Annotated in this window: 14 protein-coding genes and 2 pseudogenes; 6 read left to right on the top strand and 10 right to left on the bottom strand. The window is 60.1% G+C overall.

The window, feature by feature from the left end:
* The 3 genes from ACEN2T_RS20420 to ACEN2T_RS20430 are packed head-to-tail and all read right to left on the bottom strand — an operon-like array spanning window position 1 to window position 2,122.
* Window positions 1-933 (bottom strand): DUF6282 family protein, encoded by a 933-nt coding sequence (locus ACEN2T_RS20420; protein ID WP_442117417.1) that lies wholly within the window; start codon window positions 931-933, stop codon window positions 1-3.
* A gap of 29 nt (window positions 934-962) precedes the next feature.
* Entirely contained in the window at window positions 963-1,730 is a 768-nt protein-coding gene (locus ACEN2T_RS20425; RefSeq protein ID WP_442117418.1) for an HpcH/HpaI aldolase family protein, read from the bottom strand.
* Window positions 1,727-2,122, bottom strand: a complete 396-nt coding sequence (locus ACEN2T_RS20430; RefSeq protein WP_442117419.1) for a cupin domain-containing protein — start codon at window positions 2,120-2,122, stop codon at window positions 1,727-1,729. The genes ACEN2T_RS20425 and ACEN2T_RS20430 overlap by 4 nt, the downstream gene beginning before the upstream one ends.
* Before the next feature lie 191 nt (window positions 2,123-2,313).
* Here ACEN2T_RS20430 and ACEN2T_RS20435 point away from each other — a divergent pair, with 191 nt between their 5' ends.
* The 4 genes and pseudogenes from ACEN2T_RS20435 to ACEN2T_RS20450 all read left to right on the top strand — a co-directional run bounded on the left by ACEN2T_RS20435 (window position 2,314) and on the right by ACEN2T_RS20450 (window position 7,354).
* Window positions 2,314-3,744, top strand: a complete 1,431-nt coding sequence (locus tag ACEN2T_RS20435) for an NAD-dependent succinate-semialdehyde dehydrogenase (protein WP_442117420.1) — start codon at window positions 2,314-2,316, stop codon at window positions 3,742-3,744.
* A gap of 28 nt (window positions 3,745-3,772) precedes the next feature.
* Window positions 3,773-5,072, top strand: a pseudogene (locus ACEN2T_RS20440) (GMC family oxidoreductase).
* A gap of 66 nt (window positions 5,073-5,138) precedes the next feature.
* Entirely contained in the window at window positions 5,139-6,479 is a 1,341-nt protein-coding gene (locus ACEN2T_RS20445; RefSeq protein WP_442117421.1) for an MFS transporter, read from the top strand.
* A gap of 74 nt (window positions 6,480-6,553) precedes the next feature.
* Window positions 6,554-7,354, top strand: coding sequence for an IclR family transcriptional regulator (locus tag ACEN2T_RS20450; RefSeq protein WP_442117422.1), 801 nt, complete (start codon window positions 6,554-6,556; stop codon window positions 7,352-7,354).
* Window positions 7,355-7,360: 6 nt separating this feature from the next.
* Here ACEN2T_RS20450 and ACEN2T_RS20455 read toward each other — a convergent pair whose 3' ends face one another.
* The 5 genes from ACEN2T_RS20455 to ACEN2T_RS20475 form a co-directional block, all read right to left on the bottom strand.
* Entirely contained in the window at window positions 7,361-8,164 is an 804-nt protein-coding gene (locus tag ACEN2T_RS20455; protein WP_442117423.1) for an ABC transporter permease, read from the bottom strand.
* Window positions 8,164-9,375, bottom strand: coding sequence for an ABC transporter permease (locus tag ACEN2T_RS20460; protein WP_442117424.1), 1,212 nt, complete (start codon window positions 9,373-9,375; stop codon window positions 8,164-8,166). Before ACEN2T_RS20460 ends, ACEN2T_RS20455 begins: the two co-directional genes overlap by 1 nt.
* A 19-nt stretch (window positions 9,376-9,394) precedes the next feature.
* Window positions 9,395-10,444 carry an ABC transporter substrate-binding protein gene (locus tag ACEN2T_RS20465; RefSeq protein WP_442117425.1) on the bottom strand — a complete coding sequence of 350 codons (1,050 nt, stop codon included), beginning with the start codon at window positions 10,442-10,444 and terminating at the stop codon, window positions 9,395-9,397.
* A gap of 84 nt (window positions 10,445-10,528) precedes the next feature.
* Entirely contained in the window at window positions 10,529-11,641 is a 1,113-nt protein-coding gene (locus ACEN2T_RS20470) for an ABC transporter ATP-binding protein (protein ID WP_442117426.1), read from the bottom strand.
* Between the two features lie 35 nt (window positions 11,642-11,676).
* A complete protein-coding gene (locus tag ACEN2T_RS20475) occupies window positions 11,677-13,047 on the bottom strand; it encodes an aminotransferase (protein ID WP_442117427.1) in 1,371 nt (456 codons plus the stop codon).
* Window positions 13,048-13,408: 361 nt separating this feature from the next.
* Here ACEN2T_RS20475 and ACEN2T_RS20480 point away from each other — a divergent pair, with 361 nt between their 5' ends.
* Together ACEN2T_RS20480 and ACEN2T_RS20485 are read left to right on the top strand one after the other, a co-directional pair.
* A complete protein-coding gene (locus ACEN2T_RS20480) occupies window positions 13,409-14,185 on the top strand; it encodes an IclR family transcriptional regulator (protein WP_442117428.1) in 777 nt (258 codons plus the stop codon).
* Between the two features lie 107 nt (window positions 14,186-14,292).
* A pseudogene (locus ACEN2T_RS20485) lies at window positions 14,293-14,478 on the top strand (IS66 family transposase); the annotation flags it as partial.
* Window positions 14,479-14,680: 202 nt separating this feature from the next.
* On the opposite strand, the gene ACEN2T_RS20490 reads toward ACEN2T_RS20485, so the two are convergent.
* A complete protein-coding gene (locus tag ACEN2T_RS20490; protein ID WP_442117429.1) occupies window positions 14,681-15,301 on the bottom strand; it encodes a carboxyltransferase domain-containing protein in 621 nt (206 codons plus the stop codon).
* A 142-nt stretch (window positions 15,302-15,443) separates the two neighbouring features.
* On the bottom strand, window positions 15,444-15,869 hold the full coding sequence (locus ACEN2T_RS20495) for a VOC family protein (protein ID WP_034105550.1): 426 nt from the start codon (window positions 15,867-15,869) through the stop codon (window positions 15,444-15,446).
* Window positions 15,870-16,090: the final 221 nt, after the last annotated feature.

A 16,090-nucleotide genomic window follows, 5' to 3' on the forward strand; every position in this document is an offset into this window, starting at 1 on the left:
TCACAGGTTCATCAGGCGGGAAGCATTGCCGGAGGTCAGCTTGCGAATATCTTGATCGCTGTAGTCCAGGTCCAGCAGTTGGCCTATCACATTGCGAAACCCCTCGGCGATGCTGGGGTTACCTTGCTGGCCGAGATCGGAGCCGAGGATGGTCAAATCGACTGTGCCGGCTTCGATCACTTGCCGCAGGAACTGGTCGTCGTAGAACTTGAACTTCGAGCCGGGAACCCACATGCACATCGAGTGCTCCATGAACACACCCTTGCTAGCCAGTTGGCGCATATCATCCAGCGTGGCGTCCACCACATAGGTTGGATGGTTGACCAGCAGACGCTTGACCCCGCGCTTGCGGGCTTCTTCAAACAATGGCCATATCTCGCGGATATTCAGGTGCCCGGCGGACAACACCACATCTTCAGCGGCGATCAGGTCGAGGATGGCCTTTACCTCTTCCTTGAGGTGGCCGCTGTCGTCGAGCACGGTCAAAGGGATCGGTTGCAGCATGCGCTGGGTGGTCTGCGGGAATTTCTCGGTGAACTTGGCATCCTGGTGGTGATGGGCGATGTGGTTGGCCGAGGAGAATGTCGGCATCCACACCAGCTGTGCGCCCAGTTTCAAGCCATGTTCCACCGCGTGGACGTTCAGCCCGCCCACCGCGTTGTTGAGTGGGACGCCCGACAGCATGTGCACATTCAGCTCACTGAAGTGTTTGTTCAGTAGCGTGGTAACGGGTGTGCAGCTGTAATAGTGATCCTTGAGCAGCACGGCTTTGAGTCCGGCTTCGCTGGCCTCGCGCATCGCTTCAATGTGGTCGCAGTAGCGCGGCATGACTGACGGGCCACTGTGACAATGCAGGTCGATGGCACCGCGCATCAGGTCGTCGATGTGGGCCTTGCGCTCTTCGCTGACGGGTGTATTGACGATGGCGTTCATAAGGGTGACCTCTTGTTGTTTCGATGGGCTCAGCGACTCAAGCCATGGGAGTGACGAACCTGTTGAGACCAGCCGGTACGCAGTACCGCCTGGTCCGAACCCAGAATGAAAAAACGCATGCCTTTGGCGCTGTAGCGCGCGAGGTCGTCGCTGCTGGCGACAAAAATTCCCGCTGCCTTGCCTGCTTGTAACGCCGCGTCCAGTACACGATTGACGGCCGACTCGACTCGCGGGTCGTCAAGTGAGCTCGCGCCCAGGGAAACCGCCAGGTCGGCACGTCCCACCAGCAGGCAGTCGACCTGCTCGACGGCGGCGATGGCCGCCAGGTTGTCGAGGGCTTCGCGGTCCTCGATCTGGGCGATGATTGCGTGGCGACCATCTTCGGCAGCTATGTGTTCGGCCAAATTGACGCGGCCGTAACCGCCGGCCCTCGGCGAGTTGGAGAAGCCCCGACTGCCATTGCGGTAACGCGTGGCCTTTAGCAATTGGCGCGCCTGGTCGGCATTGACGATATGCGGCAACACCAACCCATCGGCCCCCAGGTCGAGGGCTTGCAGCAGGGTAGTGGGGCGGTCATCGGCAACGCGCACCAACCCCGCGATATCGCCAGCCCGGCACGCCAGCAGGCTACGGTCCAGGCTTGTGGGGTCGAAGGGCGCGTGTTCGGCATCCAGTACCACCGCATCCAGACCACACTCACCGGCGATCTCGACGACCGCATGGCTGGGCGTCTTGATAAAGGTACTGAGCAGCGATTCCCCGGCCCGCAACCGCGATGAGAACCTCAGGCGGTTCATGCCTGTGTCCGCTCGGCTTCGGCGAATTCGGCGGCCTGGTATTCGACCATATGTCGATAGTCATCACGAATCGGCGAGAACACGTCAAGGTTCATCACCACGTCGTCGCCGACCGGTTCTGCGTAATGAATCACATGCGCCGGAATTCGGATCATGCTGCCCGGGCCGCCTTCGACCACGTCGTCGCCCAGGTGAAAGCGCACGCGGCCCTGCACGATGATCACCAGCTGTTCGAAGGTATGGCTGTGGGGAAACACGTCCATGCCAGGGGTCAGCCAGTTCATCACACACAGGGTGTCATCACCCCTGAAAGCCACGCGCTCGACGCCTTTGCGCACAGTCTCGCGGGGCAGTTCGTTCCAATTGTGAAGCAGGGCTTTGGCAAGGTTCATCGGTCGTTCCTTTTGTTTCTTTTGTAGGAATAGTGTTTCTTTGTAAGATAACGCTAGCGCTCGCAATGAGGGATCGTCAAGTGGCTTTTTCGACCTTGACAGTGAAGCGCTACAAAACCTAGGATTGAGCCAAACAGAGAAACCATGTTTCTTTCAGTGAAATACAACCTCATCCTTTGAAGGCCTTTTACATGCGCGTTATCGAATCCCTACTGATTGACGGTCAATGGTCCTCGGGCACCCATCCCCTCCAGGCTGACGTGTTCAATCCCGCCACAGGTGAACAGATTGCCAAGTTGAGCCTGGCGTCAACGGCCGATCTGGACCGCGCCTTGGCAGCGGCCCAGCGTGGTTTCCAGGTGTGGCGCAAAACCTCCCCCTACGATCGCTCGAAAATCCTGCGCAAGGCAGCGGATCTGGTGCGTCAGCGCTCGGATGAAATGGCGGCCTTGATCACCCTGGAACAGGGCAAACCGCTGGCCGAAGCCAAACTCGAAGCGTTCGGCGCGGGGGACCATATCGACTGGTACGCCGAAGAAGGTCGGCGTGCCTATGGCCGGGTGATTCCACCGCGCGCCCGCGGTGTGCGCCAGACGGTGCTGCGCGAACCGGTGGGCCCGGTGGCCGCTTTCAGCCCCTGGAACTTTCCCGTCAGCCAGTTGGTACGCAAGATCGCCGGGGCTCTCGCGGCCGGTTGTTCAATCATTGCTAAGGGCCCAGAAGAAACCCCGTCGTCCTGCATCGAACTGTGCCGTGCCTTCCAGGACGCCGGCGTACCGGAAGGGGTGTTGAATCTGGTGTTCGGCGTGCCTGCCGAAGTCTCGGATTACTTGATCCGCTCGGACGTCATCCGCAAAGTCTCCTTTACCGGCTCCGTGCCCGTGGGCCGCTCACTCGGCGCCTTGGCCGGCCAGCATCTGAAGCGTTGCACGCTGGAACTGGGTGGACACGCGCCGTTCATTGTGTGTGATGACGTCGATGTGAACGCTGTGGCCGCCCTGGGTGCCGGCCTGAAGTTTCGTAATGGCGGGCAGATCTGTGCCTCGCCGACGCGCTTCTACGTGCAGTCTTCGGTGTATGAGCAGTTTGTCGAAGCGTTCTGCAAGGCTGGTGCCGCCATCAAACTGGGTGACGGTCACGACGCCTCGACGCAATTGGGCCCGTTGGCCAACCCCCGCCGTGTCACTGCTGCGCAGGAATATGTCGATGACGCCCTGTCCCTGGGTGCGCACCTGGCATTGGGCGGCAAGGCGACTGGGGGGGCTGGTTTCTTTTACCCCGCCACGGTACTGACGAATGTGCCTGAAGGCGCACGCGTCATGTGCGAAGAACCCTTTGGCCCGATCGCCTCCATCGTGCGTTTCGACACCGTCGAAGACGTGATCGAGAAAGCCAACAGCCTGCCGTTCGGCCTAGCAGCGTTTGCCTTCACCCGTTCGATCCAGCGCGCCACTTTGCTGGCCGACGAGCTGGAGTCCGGGATGGTCTCCATCAACCACTTCGGCCTGGCTGCGCCCGAGACGCCTTTCGGCGGTGTGAAAGACAGCGGTTACGGCAGTGAAGGCGGCAGCGAAGGCCTGGACGCTTACTTCACGACCAAGTTCGTGAGCCAGATCGGCTGAGCCCCTCGACGCATCGAGAACAATAACAATGAAAACCGTTGACTACATTGTCGTCGGCGCTGGCTCCGCCGGCTGTGCACTGAGCGCACGGCTGGCGAGTGCGGGCAAGCAGGTGCTGCTGCTGGAGGCCGGGCCTGCCGACAATCACCCGTATATCCACATTCCCGGCACCTTCATCAGGATCCATGGCACGCGTCGTACCTGGATGTACCGCACTGAACCTGAACCCTTCGTCAACCAGCGCCAGGTGTACATTCCCCAGGGCCGCACGCTGGGCGGCGGCAGTTCGGTCAACGCGATGATCTACATTCGCGGGCAGGCGGAAGACTATGACCATTGGGAGGCCAGCGGCTGTCCGGGTTGGAGCTGGCAGGACGTGTTGCCGGTGTTTCGCCGTTGCGAATCCAACGCCCGGCTGGGGGGTGAACTGCACGGTCAGCAGGGCCCGCTCAACGTCAGCGATCCCAGCCACCATCATGCCTTGAGCCGTGCTTTCGTAAAGGCGGCTGTCGAGGCGGGGGTGCCGGCCACCGATGATTTCAACGGCGCACGCCAGGAGGGCGCAGGGTTCTATCAGACCACCACGTCCCATGGGCGGCGCGCCAGTTCGGCGGTGAGCTACCTGCGGCCGCTGCGTAAGAACTCGAACCTGGAAGTGCTCACCGATACACACGCCACCGAGTTGCTGTTCGACGGGCCGCGGGTCATCGGCGTGCAAGCCACCGGCCGCGACGGCGTATCGCGCACCTTCAAGGCCCGGACCGAAGTGATCGTCAGTGCTGGCGCGATTGCCTCGCCCAAGCTGTTGATGCTGTCGGGCATCGGGCCACGCCAGCACCTGGATGAAATGGGCATTGCCACCCGCGTCGACGCCTCGGGTGTCGGCGAAAACTTCCAGGACCACCTCAGTGCATCGGTCTACGCCCAGACGCGTAAACCGGTGAGCCTGTTGGGCCATGATCGTGGCCTGCACGCGTTGGGGCATGGCCTGAAATACCTGGCCAATCGCAGCGGCCTGCTGAGCTCCGGCGCTGGCCAGCGTCGTGAGCAACATGCTGTTGCTGCCGGATCACGACCACGTTTGCGACCAGATCCTGGAGGAATACGTGCGTAGCGTGGCCAAGACGGTTTTCCACCCGGTGGGCACCTGCCGCATGGGCGCCGATGCCGGCGCTGTGGTCGGGCCGGACTTGCGTGTCCATGGTGTGCAAGGGCTGCGGGTGGCCGATGCGTCCATCATGCCGACCATTGTCAGTGGCAACACCAATGCGCCGAGCATCATGATTGGCGAGCGCTGTGCCGACTTCATTCTGGGGTGTGCCACCTGATCCGCTGCCCCCCCCAAGCCTTGACCGGCGCTTCTTCGCCTGCACAACAATTACAAGAGTACAGCGATGAATCTCATCTCCCGAAACACCTTCGACAGTGCGCAGGATTGCGCGATCTATAATCGAATCGCCTGGCGTATTCTCCTGTTTCTGTTCGTGTTGTACGTGGTCGCCTTTCTGGATCGGGTTAATGTCGGTTTCGCCAAGTTGCAGATGGCCGCCGATATTGGCCTCGGCGACATGGCCTTCGGCTTTGGCGCCGGTGTGTTCTTTATCGGCTATTGCCTCTGCGAGATCTCCAGCAACATGGTGCTACAGCGCGTGGGTGCACGGATCTGGATCACTCGCATCATGATCACCTGGGGGCTATTGTCGGTCGCGATGCTGTTCGTCAAAACCCCGAACACCTTCTATGTGTTGCGCTTCCTGCTGGGCATGGCGGAAGCCGGGTTTTATCCCGGTGTCGTGCTGTACATGACCTACTGGTTACCGTCCTATGCCCGTTCCCAAGGCATGGCTTGGTTCAACCTTGGCATAGCCATGGCGGGAGTATTGGGTAGCCCGTTGTCCGGCTGGATCATGCAGACCTTCGCCGGTTACGGCGGCATGGCGGGCTGGCAGTGGCTGTTCCTGCTCGAAGGCTTACCTGCCGTGTTCCTGGGCATCGCCGTGTATTTCTACCTGGATGACCGGCCTGGCCAGGTGCACTGGCTAACGCCTCAGCAGAATGCCCGGGTGGTACTGCAACTTGAGGCACAGCGTCAGCAGCATGAGGCCGCGGGCGCCAGTCACAATTTCCGGGCGGCGTTTGTTAACAAAGGGTTGTGGTGTCTGATCTACGTCAACTTTGCGTTGCTGTGCGGCACCTATGGCGTGTCGTTCTGGTTGCCGCAGATTGTTCAGGGGCTCGGCGTCAAGAGCTTGTTCAATACCGGGTTGATCGCAGCCATTCCCTTTGCGGCGGCTTCGGTGGTGATGGTGCTGGTCAGCCGCCACTCCGACAGAACCCGTGAACGGCGTTGGCACGGCACGCTGTGCAACCTGGCTTCCGCGCTGGGGCTGGCGTTCGCGGCGTATTTCCACGAGCACCCGGTGCTGTCGCTGGCGGGGCTGAGCCTGGCGATGTCCGGAGGCCTGGCAGGTTTTTGTGTGCTCTGGGCGCTGCCGGGCGTGTTGTTGACGGGCACCGCAGCGGCAGCGGGTATCGCGCTTATCGCAACGGTGGGTAACTTGGGCGGCTATGCCAGCCCTTTCATGATGGGCTGGGTCAAACAGAGCAGCGGGCAATTGGAATATGGCCTGTATGTACTGGCAGCCATGACGTTGCTCGGCGCGTTCGTGATGTTTTGCGTCAAACTCCCTTCGGCGTGTGCCACCCCGGTGGCGGGCGAAGCGTCCGTTATTTGATATCGCAGAACAACACAACTGTTTCTTCAAGCGATACAATCGGGGCTTTCCCAGCTATCGCTTGAGGTGACCTCTTGGTACAGGATGACGAAAAGCCCAGCAGCGGCCCGGTGCTGCTGGAATCAGTGGAAATGGTTTTCCGCCTGCTGGATGAGCTGACAGCCGCGCGCCGTCCGCTGGGGGTAACCGAACTCGCTCATCAACTGCAGACCGCCAAGCCGAGGACCTATCGGCACCTGGCTTCGATGCGCCAGCTCGGCATTCTCGAGCAAGACCCCGTCAGCGAAAAATACCTGCTCGGCGCTCGCCTGGTGGCCTACGGCGAGGCCGCCGGCGAGCAGTTCGACTTGCGCGCCATTGCCGACCCTTACCTCACCCGTATCCGCGATGCCACCGGGCAGACCGCGTTGCTGGCGGTCGCGACCCATGACACGGCGCTGGTGGTGTCGTGCGTCGAATCCAAGGCCAATGTGTGCATTTCGGTGAAGCCGGGTAACCGCGTGCTGCCGTACTGCTCTGCCCAGGGGCGCACAGTGCTGGCGTTCGCGGATGCGGCCAGCCAGCAGCGGGTGTTGCGGCGCAAGATGCCGCGCCTGACCGAGCGTACATTGCATGATCCCGATGAGCTGGTGCAGCGCCTGGCGTTGATCCGCCAGCGCCTGTACGACGACGCCGACGGTGAAGTGACTCTCGGCATCAATGCGCTGTGCTGCCCGATCTTCCGCGAGAACGACCTGATTGTCGGGACCATTGGCATTGTTGGCCCGAGCGCGGCGATCCCGTCGCCGCCACCGGCCGCCATGCTGCGCGAGTTGCAGTCGGCTGCGGCTGAAATCAGCGAGCGACTGCACGCGGGTACTTACCGACGCCTGTAGCCGGGGTTAGGAACGTTGAGTGACCGAGCGCGACAACAGCAGCAACAATGTGGCTAACAACACCATGATGGTAGCGGCCGACAGCAGAACCGGGCTCAAGGCTTCGCGGGCGGTGGTAAACATCTCGCGGGGCAGGGTACGTTGATCTGGGCCGGCGAGAAACAACGTCACCACCACTTCATCCAGTGAGGTGGCGAACGCGAACAAGCCGCCCGACACCAGCCCTGGCGAGATCAGTGGCAGGGTGACCTTGCGTAACGTCATCCACGGCGTTGCGCCCATGCTCGCGGCAGCCCATAACAAGCGCTGGTTGAGTCCGCCCAACGCCGAGCCCACGTTCACTACCACAAACGGCACCGCCAGGGTGGTGTGCGCCAGGATCAGGCCAAGGTAGGTGCGCGTGAGGCCGGCGTTGGAAAACACGAAGTACATGCCCACGCCGACGATCACCGCCGGCACGATCATCGGCGCGATCAGGAGCACCTCGATCACGCGCTTGCCCGGCATCGCCGGATGGCGCAGCCCCAATGCAGCAAGCCCGCCAAGCATCATCGCCAGCACCGTGCTGGCAAGGGCAATGGTAAAACTGTTGAACAGTGCGCCCAGCCATTGCCTGGAAGAGAAGAAGTCCTCGTACCAGTGCAGGGTGAACTGCCCCAGCGGCAATGACATGTAGCGGTTGTCGCTGAACGACAGGGGCAACACGATCAGAATCGGCAGCAGCAGAAAGGCCAGGACCAGCCAGCCGCTCAGTGACAAGCCCAGATTGCCGAACCAGGCTGCCGGCCCGCTGTTTGGGTTACGAACCATCACTTCGCTCCTGTAGTGCGGCGCGCCAGATGCGCCTGGATGAGATAGAGCAGGGTGGTGGCCACTAGCAGCACCAGCCCGAGTGCCGAAGCCAGGCCCCAGTTCAAGGTGCCGGTGGTGAACTGCGCAATGTAAAAGCTGATCATCTGGTCGCCGGGACCACCCAGCAGTGCCGGAGTGATGTAAAAGCCCAGCGTTACGATAAACACCATCAGCGCGCCCGCCGCAACGCCCGGCAATACTTGCGGCATGTACACCTGAAAGAACACCCGCAGTGGCCGAGCGCCCATGGAGTAGGCCGCTTGCACTAGCAAGCGATTGCAGCCGGACATGGCCGCGAGCAAGGGGAACACCATAAACGGCAGCATCACATGCACCAGCGCCAGGATGACGCCGAAGCGGTTGTACAGCAGGTGCAAGGGGCTGTTGATCACGCCCAGTTTCAACAGCGCGGCGTTGACGATGCCGTTGTCTTGCAGCAGAACCATCCACGCGGTGGTGCGGACCAGGATCGACGTCCAGAACGGCAGCAGGATCAGCAGCAGCAGGGCATTGCGCGTTCGTGGCGTACGGCGGTCGAGATAGGCGCACAGCGGAAACGCCAGCAGCACACAAACCAGGGTGGTGATGGCGGCGATGCCAAACGTCCGCCCGAGGATGGAGCGGTACAGCCCGGCTTCATCTTTGCTGACCAGGCCCTGCTGGTAGTCGTGTTTCATATCCACGGCGGACAAAAGGTGATAGGTCCCCGCCGGTCCCGATGCGCGTTTGAAGGTTTGCCAGGTGGCGTTATCCAGCCAGCGTGGGTCCAGCTGTTGCATCTCTGCGGTACTGCCCACGAGGTTACCGGCTTCGCGCTTGGCAGCCATCAGCAGCGCGCGTAAGGTTGGCGCCTCGTAAGCCAGGCGTCGTGCGGCGGACGCTAGGTCACGCGGAGCGACGGTCTTGAGCTCTTCGATCAGAGGCTTGAACAAACGCTCATCGGGGGCCGAGCGGCCGTCCCATTGCGCCACCGCGAGGGCGGTGGCCGGCATTGCCTGGGGCAGCTCGGTGTCGGCAACCGCGCGCCAGAGCAAGGTACCGATCGGCCCCACGAAGGTCAGCAGCAAAAACACCACCAAAGGTACCAGCAGACTGTAGGCGCGCCAGAGCGCCCCCCGATCCTTGCGGGCAACCACGGGCACTGAGTCATTCAGAACGATTGTGCTCATGTCGTGTACTCAATCTCCATTACTGGGCCGACCAGGCGGTCCACTTGGCATTCAACTCGTCGATACGATCCACCCAGAATTTGTCATTGAGTAAGAGTATATTGACGCTGTTCTGCGGCGCGCTGGGGGAGTCGGCGAGGGCGGCGGGATCGGTCTGGGCGATACCTTCAACCGAGGTAATGCCGGTCGGTTGCAGGCTTGGCCATAGCTTCTGGTTTTGCGCCTTGCTCATCACGTTGAGCAGGCCGTAGGCCTTGTCCACATTCGGCGAGTTGGCCAGGATCACCCAGCTGTCCATGGTTTGCAGTGACTGGTTCCACACTAAGCCGAACGGCTTGTGGTCCTGGTGGATCGCATTGGTCACCCGGCCGTTGTAGGAGGTGGTCATGCTTACTTCGCCCGATGCCAGCAATTGCATCGGTTGACCGCCTGCTTTCCAGAAGAGCAGTTGGCTTTTGATGGTGTTGAGTTTCTTGAAGGCGCGCTCGACGCCGCCCGGGGTGTTGAGGGTCTTGTAGACATCCGCCGGCGCAACTCCGTCAGCCATAAGCGCGATCTCCAGGTTTCCCTTGGGGCCCTGGCGCAGCGCGCGTTTGCCGGGGAAGGTCTGGGTGTCAAAGAAGTCGGCCCAGTCCTTCGGGGCGCGGCTGACTTTGCTGGTGTCGTAGCCCAGCACGAAGTTGTACACCGCGCTGCCGACGCCGCATTCGCTGACGGCGCTGGGAATATAGTTGTCCTTGCCTCCGATGCGCTGGAAGTCCATCGAAACAAACAGCCCTTCGCTGCACCCCAGTTGCAGGTCCTCAGCCTCGACCTGCACCACGTCCCAGCCACTGTCAGCGCCTTCCGCGCGGGTGCGCAATAACCCGATACCGCCGTCCCAACTGTCGTCGATCACCTTGTTGCCACTGGCCTGACTATAAGGGGTGAAGAAGATCTTGCGCTGAACATCCTGGTAAGCGCCGCCCCAGGAAGCCACGGTCAGGTCGCGGGCTTGGGCGGTGCCGTGCAGCAGTGCGAGCCCGCAGAGGACGAAGGTAAAACTGCGAATGGAACATGGATTGAGCATGATGTGACTCCCGGCCTTTTGATGTGGTTATTGTCGGCAGCAGTACGGCAACAGATCGATACAGTCTTTATTCTTTTGGATGGTTCAGTGCAGGATCATTGCCTGCGTGCCTGGCAAGGCCAGCGAGAGCATTTCACCCGGTATCGGCGGCGTTCGCCCGAGGCTGACCGGGTTGTAGGTCATCGACAGCTCACTGCCCTGGGCCATGTTCAGGCGCAATTTGCAGTGGGCACCGTGGAAAATGTTATCGATCACGCAGGCTCTGACCGCCGCTTCGCCCGGTGCGGCGAGCCGCAGATTTTCGGGGCGAATGGCCAGCTCGGCTACGCTGCCCGCCGCCAACGCCGGGTCGGCGCAGCATGCTTCATGGATCGAGCCATCTTCGCTGAGCCGGATCTGCGCCATGCCGCCAGAGACACTGAGCACAACACCTTCCAGCACGTTGGTTTCGCCGAGGAAATTGGCGACAAAACGGGTTGAAGGACGGTTATAGATGGCTTGCGGGGAATCGATCTGCGCAATCTTGCCTTCATTGAATACGGCGACGCGATCGGACATGGTCATGGCTTCGTCCTGGTCATGGGTGACGTAGACGAAGGTGATGCCCAACTGTTTATGGATGGCCTTCAGCTCCAGTTGCATGTGCTCGCGCAGTGCCTTGTCCAATGCGCCCAGCGGCTCGTCCATCAACAGCATGCGCGGGCGATACACCAACGCACGGGCCAGCGCCACACGTTGCTGCTGGCCACCGGACAATTGTCCGGGATTGCGCTCCTCAAAACCCTCGAGGCGTGCGAGCGCGAGGGCTTGCTTAACTCGCTCCTTCGCCTCGGCCGAGGGCACCTTGCGCAGGTTGAGCGGGAAGGCGACGTTCTGCGCCACGCTCATGTGCGGGAACAGCGCGTAGCTCTGGAACACCACGCCCATGTCACGCTTGTAGGCGGGCAGTTTGCTGATGTCGTTGCCGTCCATGAGGATGCGCCCACGGTCCGGCGCGTCGAAACCGGCAAGCATCATCAAGGTCGTGGTCTTGCCTGATCCGCTGGGGCCGAGCAGGGACAGGAACTCACCTTGGCGGATGTTCAGGTCAAGGTTGTCGACCACCCAGCTGCGTTCATCATAGGTCTTGTGGACCCCTTCAAAGCGAACCAGCACCGGGCTCTGCGGGTGGGTTGAAGCAGTATCGGGTATTGGCATAGGGACCCTGGGTAGCGAACGAATAGGCTGTGAGGTCATGGGCGGATACTCGAAAGGACTTCATCCAGCGCCTCGCCTACGGCGTTGAGAATAGTCTGGATCTGATCGGCATCGACTATCAGCGGCGGGGCCATGACTAAGGTGTCGCCCAGGGCGCGCAACAGAATGGACCGGCGCTGCAGCGCGTTACTCACCTGAGTCGCAACTTTCAGTTCGGACGGGAAGGGCTCGCGTGTGTGTTTGTCTGCGACGAATTCCAAAGCCGCCATCAGGCCGATACCACGCGCCTCGCCTACCAGGGGATGTTCGGCGAAGGCTTTTACGCCCGCCTGGAATGCCTTGGACACTTCGATCACGTGCTCGACGATGTTCAATTCGTCGTACATGCGCAGAGTTTCTAAGGCCACCGCCGCTGCAACCGGATGCCCACCATAGGTGTAGCCATGACCGAGGCCTCCGAGCGCATTGCTCTGGTCGGCGATCACTTGATAGATTCGGTCGCTGATCAGCAGGGCCGAGATCGGTTGGAACGCGGCCGAAAGCCCTTTGGCACAGGTCAGCATATCTGGCTGGATGCCTACCGCCTGGCAACCCCAGTAGTAACCGGTACGACCAAAGCCGCAGATCACCTCGTCGGCGACCATCAGGATGTCGTATTTGCGCAACACTGCCTGCACTTTGGCGAAGTAACCCACTGGCGGCAGGATCACGCCGCCGGTGCCCATCACCGGCTCGGCGAAGAAGGCACCGATGGTGTCCGGCCCGGCGTCTAGGATGGTTTGTTCCAGTTCTTCTGCCAGACGTGTCGAAAATGCATCTTCGGTTTCCCCTGGAAGCCCTTGGCGATAGAGGTGCGGGCAGCGTACATGGATCACATCTGCCAGAGGGTCGCCCCAGCCTTTATGCATGTTCGGCAGACCGGTGAGGCTGGCGGCGGCCAGGGTGGTGCCATGGTAGCTGCGCTGCCGGGCGATGAGGCGGTGCTTACCGGGCTTGCCGAGGGCAATGTGGTAATAGCGCACCAGCTTGATGGCTGTGTCGATGGCTTCGGAGCCCGAACTCTGGAACACCACCTTGTCGAGTCCCGCTGGTGCGTGAGCGATCAGTTCAGCGGCGAGGTCCGCGGCCGGGCCATGGCTGCGGTGAGCGAACGTCTGTTGATAGGGCAGCTTGAGCATCTGCACATACGCCGCTTCGGCCAGGCGCGGCTGGTTGAAACCCAGCGTCGCACACCATAGCCCCGACATGCCCTCGATATAACGCTGGCCCTGGTCATCAAATACGTAGATGCCTTCTCCACGCTCAATCAGTAATGGCCCAACCTGCTCATGAACGCGCAGGTTGGTCTGCGGATGGAGGTGGTGGGCAATATCTCGCTTGGCCATCGCCGAATCACGAGCGGTCATGACGTCGTCCTCTTTATTCAATCGTATGCGTATGCGGTACGTTGTTTCATTTTTACGATTATTGAGCGCGGTCGTCAAATATTTTGTGTTTCGCTGAGAGTAATGTTGTTTCTTCTGGAGAACAAGACTTGATCGTGATTTGACTGCTGGACGAAGATCTATATCTAAATCATAGGTTTGTAGGGCGAGGGCAATTTTTTTGGCGTCGAAAGCGTGCGCAGCGCGAATTATCAGAATGGCACCTTGTTAACACTCAACGTGAAGCGGTATCGTTTCGCCTGTGCGAACAAGGTTTTTTAGTTGCAGCATAAAGCTTGCCAGGCCGACGGCCCTATGAGCGATTACGTCAAAAGGACTAGCGATGAGTGATGAAATAGCCAAGGGGGGGGTCAGGTCCGTACAGCTGGCACTTGATGTGTTAGAGCGTGTCGCCAGGGCCAGCGAGGAGGTGGGCGTCAGTGACTTGGCGACGCAACTCGGCACCACCAAGGGCTCGGTGTTCAGGCACCTGAAAACCCTGGTGGAGCGTGGCTACCTGAGCCAGAACCCGCAGACATCCAAATATCGCCTCGGTATCCAGGCCTACGTCCTTGGGAAAATCGCCGCCGACGGTATCGACCTGCTCAGCGCGTCGGCTGACGCGATCCGCGACCTGCGCGACGAGTTGGGACTGTCGGTGGTCCTGTCGGTCTTGCAGGGGCGTCGCCTGATGGTGGTCGAGACCCAGTTGGGCAAGTCGACCCTCGAAATCGGCGTGCGCACCGGCACTGAATTACAGCTGCATTGCAACGCCCAGGGTAAGGTGGCGCTGGCCTTCGCCAAGCAGTTGGGGATCGAGCAACTGCCCCTCGAACTGCCGGCCATCACGCCCTATACCGTTGTTGACCACGCCCAGCTGGCAGGCCAGATTAGCGAAGTGCGTAAGCAAGGTTGGGCCATTGCAATCGAGGAAGAAACATTGGGCATTTCTGCGATTGCCGCTCCAATACTGGGCATCAATGCGGAGTTTATCGGCACCGTGGCGCTGGTTGCTACGCTGCAAAACATCTCCCGGGAAACCAACCTTGAGCAGGTGCGGGCGTTGAAGAAGGCAGCCTTGCGTGCGTCTTGGAATCTGGGTTTCAAGGGTGATGTTTAGTCACTGCTTATTGCAGTGCCCCCACCTGCCGATAACGTTCTTCCGCCTTCTGCGTCTGGCGGGTCAGGTTGATTTTTTGGTCGAAGGGGTCGGTTTGCTGAAAAAAACTTCTTGAGGGGATGCTGGCGCAACGAGAACTTGTCCCAGAGGGCTCGGCTACGGCCAAAGCACTGGATAATAGCCTTAAACGCTGGGTAGCGCTGACGCGCTACCGGGGGGGTGGTGCTGTGCCCATCGACAACAACCAGATCGAGAACTTGATCAGGCCTTGGGCACTTCGGTGGTTGAACTGGTTTTGTGTGTCACGAAGGAGGCGTCATGGCGACGAGATGAAAACGGCGGCATGACAACTCCATGTTCCAAGATGGATGGAGGTAGGCCCTCCGGTCAGGGCGTGCAGGCGTACTGATCAAACGACCCGATGCTGCGAACATGTTCAGCATGTTGGTGGTGAGCGATTCGGGAAAAGACAGAGTAACTACTGTCACGTAAGGCTCAGGCAGTTGAGCGAAAGTGAACTGACTGATGACGCGACGAAATCTCCACTGGTGTTAAAACGGGCTTATATAGCCGGACCCCGAGAAGTGCAGAGGACACCTGTCTACCGACTGCACGGCACCCGTTGTTAAGGCAGCAAGAACCTGAGCCAGGCCGTTTTGGGGAACGTGAGAACCTATCCTCGGCACGTACCGTGAGGATAGGGACGGACTTACCCGTATTAGTGATGACAGACCTGTAATGGGGCTGGAGCGAAGGGGGAGCACTTTCGTTATGCGGGACACAACTCAAACGTGGATGACGTTTTAGTGCAGCAAAAAGCATTCGAGATACCGAAGTCGCTGGTATGGATGGCGTATCAGGATGTACGCCGACGGTCACCATCGCAGAGACAACATCCGTGACGCCCGGCAGTTGACCGTGTGCGCCCAGAGTGCGTAATTGGCTGCCGACCGAGGCGGCCTGGCGGTTGAGGTCAATGGAAAATACGCTGCCAAATATAAGGATTACGCAGCGATCACCGCACGGCTCAAAGTGCCATTTCACGGTGGAGAGCGGCGCTCTCGGCGGCTCATCCAAAATGCAACTGAGGTCGGACATAGTGTTCTCTATCCTCATGCGGCAGGCTAAGCATCGGCCACGCGCGTGCAGCGAGACAGAGAAAGCACGAGCTTTCACAGGTATCCGGCGCAACACAGCAAGGCTTCACGGCTTGAGAGTGCGCCGTCGCTCTAATGGCGACGGTCGCTTGAACAACGTCTTATTTGGCGAACAGCTGGCTCATATCCTTGAACGCCTTGAACTCCAGCGCATTGCCGCATGGGTCGAACAGGAACATGGTGGCCTGCTCGCCGACTTGGCCCTGGAAGCGGATGTAGGGTTCGATCACGAACTTGGTTGCGCGCGCTTTCAAGCGCTCTGCCAGCGCTTCCCATTGCGCCCACTCCAGGATGATGCCGAAGTGCGGAACCGGTACGTCGTGGCCGTCTACCGGGTTGCTGTGGACGCTTTCCTGCGACGCTGTCTTTGGGTGCTCGTGGATGACCAGTTGATGGCCGTAGAAATCGAAGTCTACCCATTGGTCGCTGGAGCGACCTTCGGAAAGACCGAACACCTCACCGTAGAAGTGACGTGTGGCGGCCAGATCGTAGACGGGAATTGCCAGATGGAAAGGGGAGAGGCTCACGGTGATTTCCTATTGATTTGTTTTGATCTGAATCAATTCTTATCCGGAAACACAGTGGGGAAAAGCGCAAATTCTGAGTCATGAGCACGAATTATTTCGATGATTAAGTCGGTAGTGCAGGCTTTTGCACCATTGTTGTTCATGCTGCACCACGATAGGTCGTACAAACGCTCAACAGCTTGCGGTGCCGCGGTTGATTTTCTATCGCTCAGATGAATTCG

Origin of the sequence: Pseudomonas sp. W22_MBD1_FP4, assembly GCF_052113765.1 — a bacterium.
Lineage (GTDB): Bacteria > Pseudomonadota > Gammaproteobacteria > Pseudomonadales > Pseudomonadaceae > Aquipseudomonas > Aquipseudomonas sivasensis.

Excerpts from the sequence above, each read along its gene's own strand:
- ACEN2T_RS20420 (WP_442117417.1), bottom strand. The coding sequence starts at position 933 with ATGAACGCCATCGTCAATACACCCGTCAGCGAAGAGCGCAAGGCCCAC.
- ACEN2T_RS20425 (WP_442117418.1), bottom strand. The coding sequence starts at position 1,730 with ATGAACCGCCTGAGGTTCTCATCGCGGTTGCGGGCCGGGGAATCGCTG.
- ACEN2T_RS20430 (WP_442117419.1), bottom strand. The coding sequence starts at position 2,122 with ATGAACCTTGCCAAAGCCCTGCTTCACAATTGGAACGAACTGCCCCGC.
- ACEN2T_RS20435 (WP_442117420.1), top strand. The coding sequence starts at position 2,314 with ATGCGCGTTATCGAATCCCTACTGATTGACGGTCAATGGTCCTCGGGC.
- ACEN2T_RS20445 (WP_442117421.1), top strand. The coding sequence starts at position 5,139 with ATGAATCTCATCTCCCGAAACACCTTCGACAGTGCGCAGGATTGCGCG.
- ACEN2T_RS20455 (WP_442117423.1), bottom strand. The coding sequence starts at position 8,164 with ATGGTTCGTAACCCAAACAGCGGGCCGGCAGCCTGGTTCGGCAATCTG.
- ACEN2T_RS20460 (WP_442117424.1), bottom strand. The coding sequence starts at position 9,375 with ATGAGCACAATCGTTCTGAATGACTCAGTGCCCGTGGTTGCCCGCAAG.
- ACEN2T_RS20465 (WP_442117425.1), bottom strand. The coding sequence starts at position 10,444 with ATGCTCAATCCATGTTCCATTCGCAGTTTTACCTTCGTCCTCTGCGGG.
- ACEN2T_RS20470 (WP_442117426.1), bottom strand. The coding sequence starts at position 11,641 with ATGCCAATACCCGATACTGCTTCAACCCACCCGCAGAGCCCGGTGCTG.
- ACEN2T_RS20475 (WP_442117427.1), bottom strand. The coding sequence starts at position 13,047 with ATGACCGCTCGTGATTCGGCGATGGCCAAGCGAGATATTGCCCACCAC.
- ACEN2T_RS20480 (WP_442117428.1), top strand. The coding sequence starts at position 13,409 with ATGAGTGATGAAATAGCCAAGGGGGGGGTCAGGTCCGTACAGCTGGCA.
- ACEN2T_RS20490 (WP_442117429.1), bottom strand. The coding sequence starts at position 15,301 with ATGAGGATAGAGAACACTATGTCCGACCTCAGTTGCATTTTGGATGAG.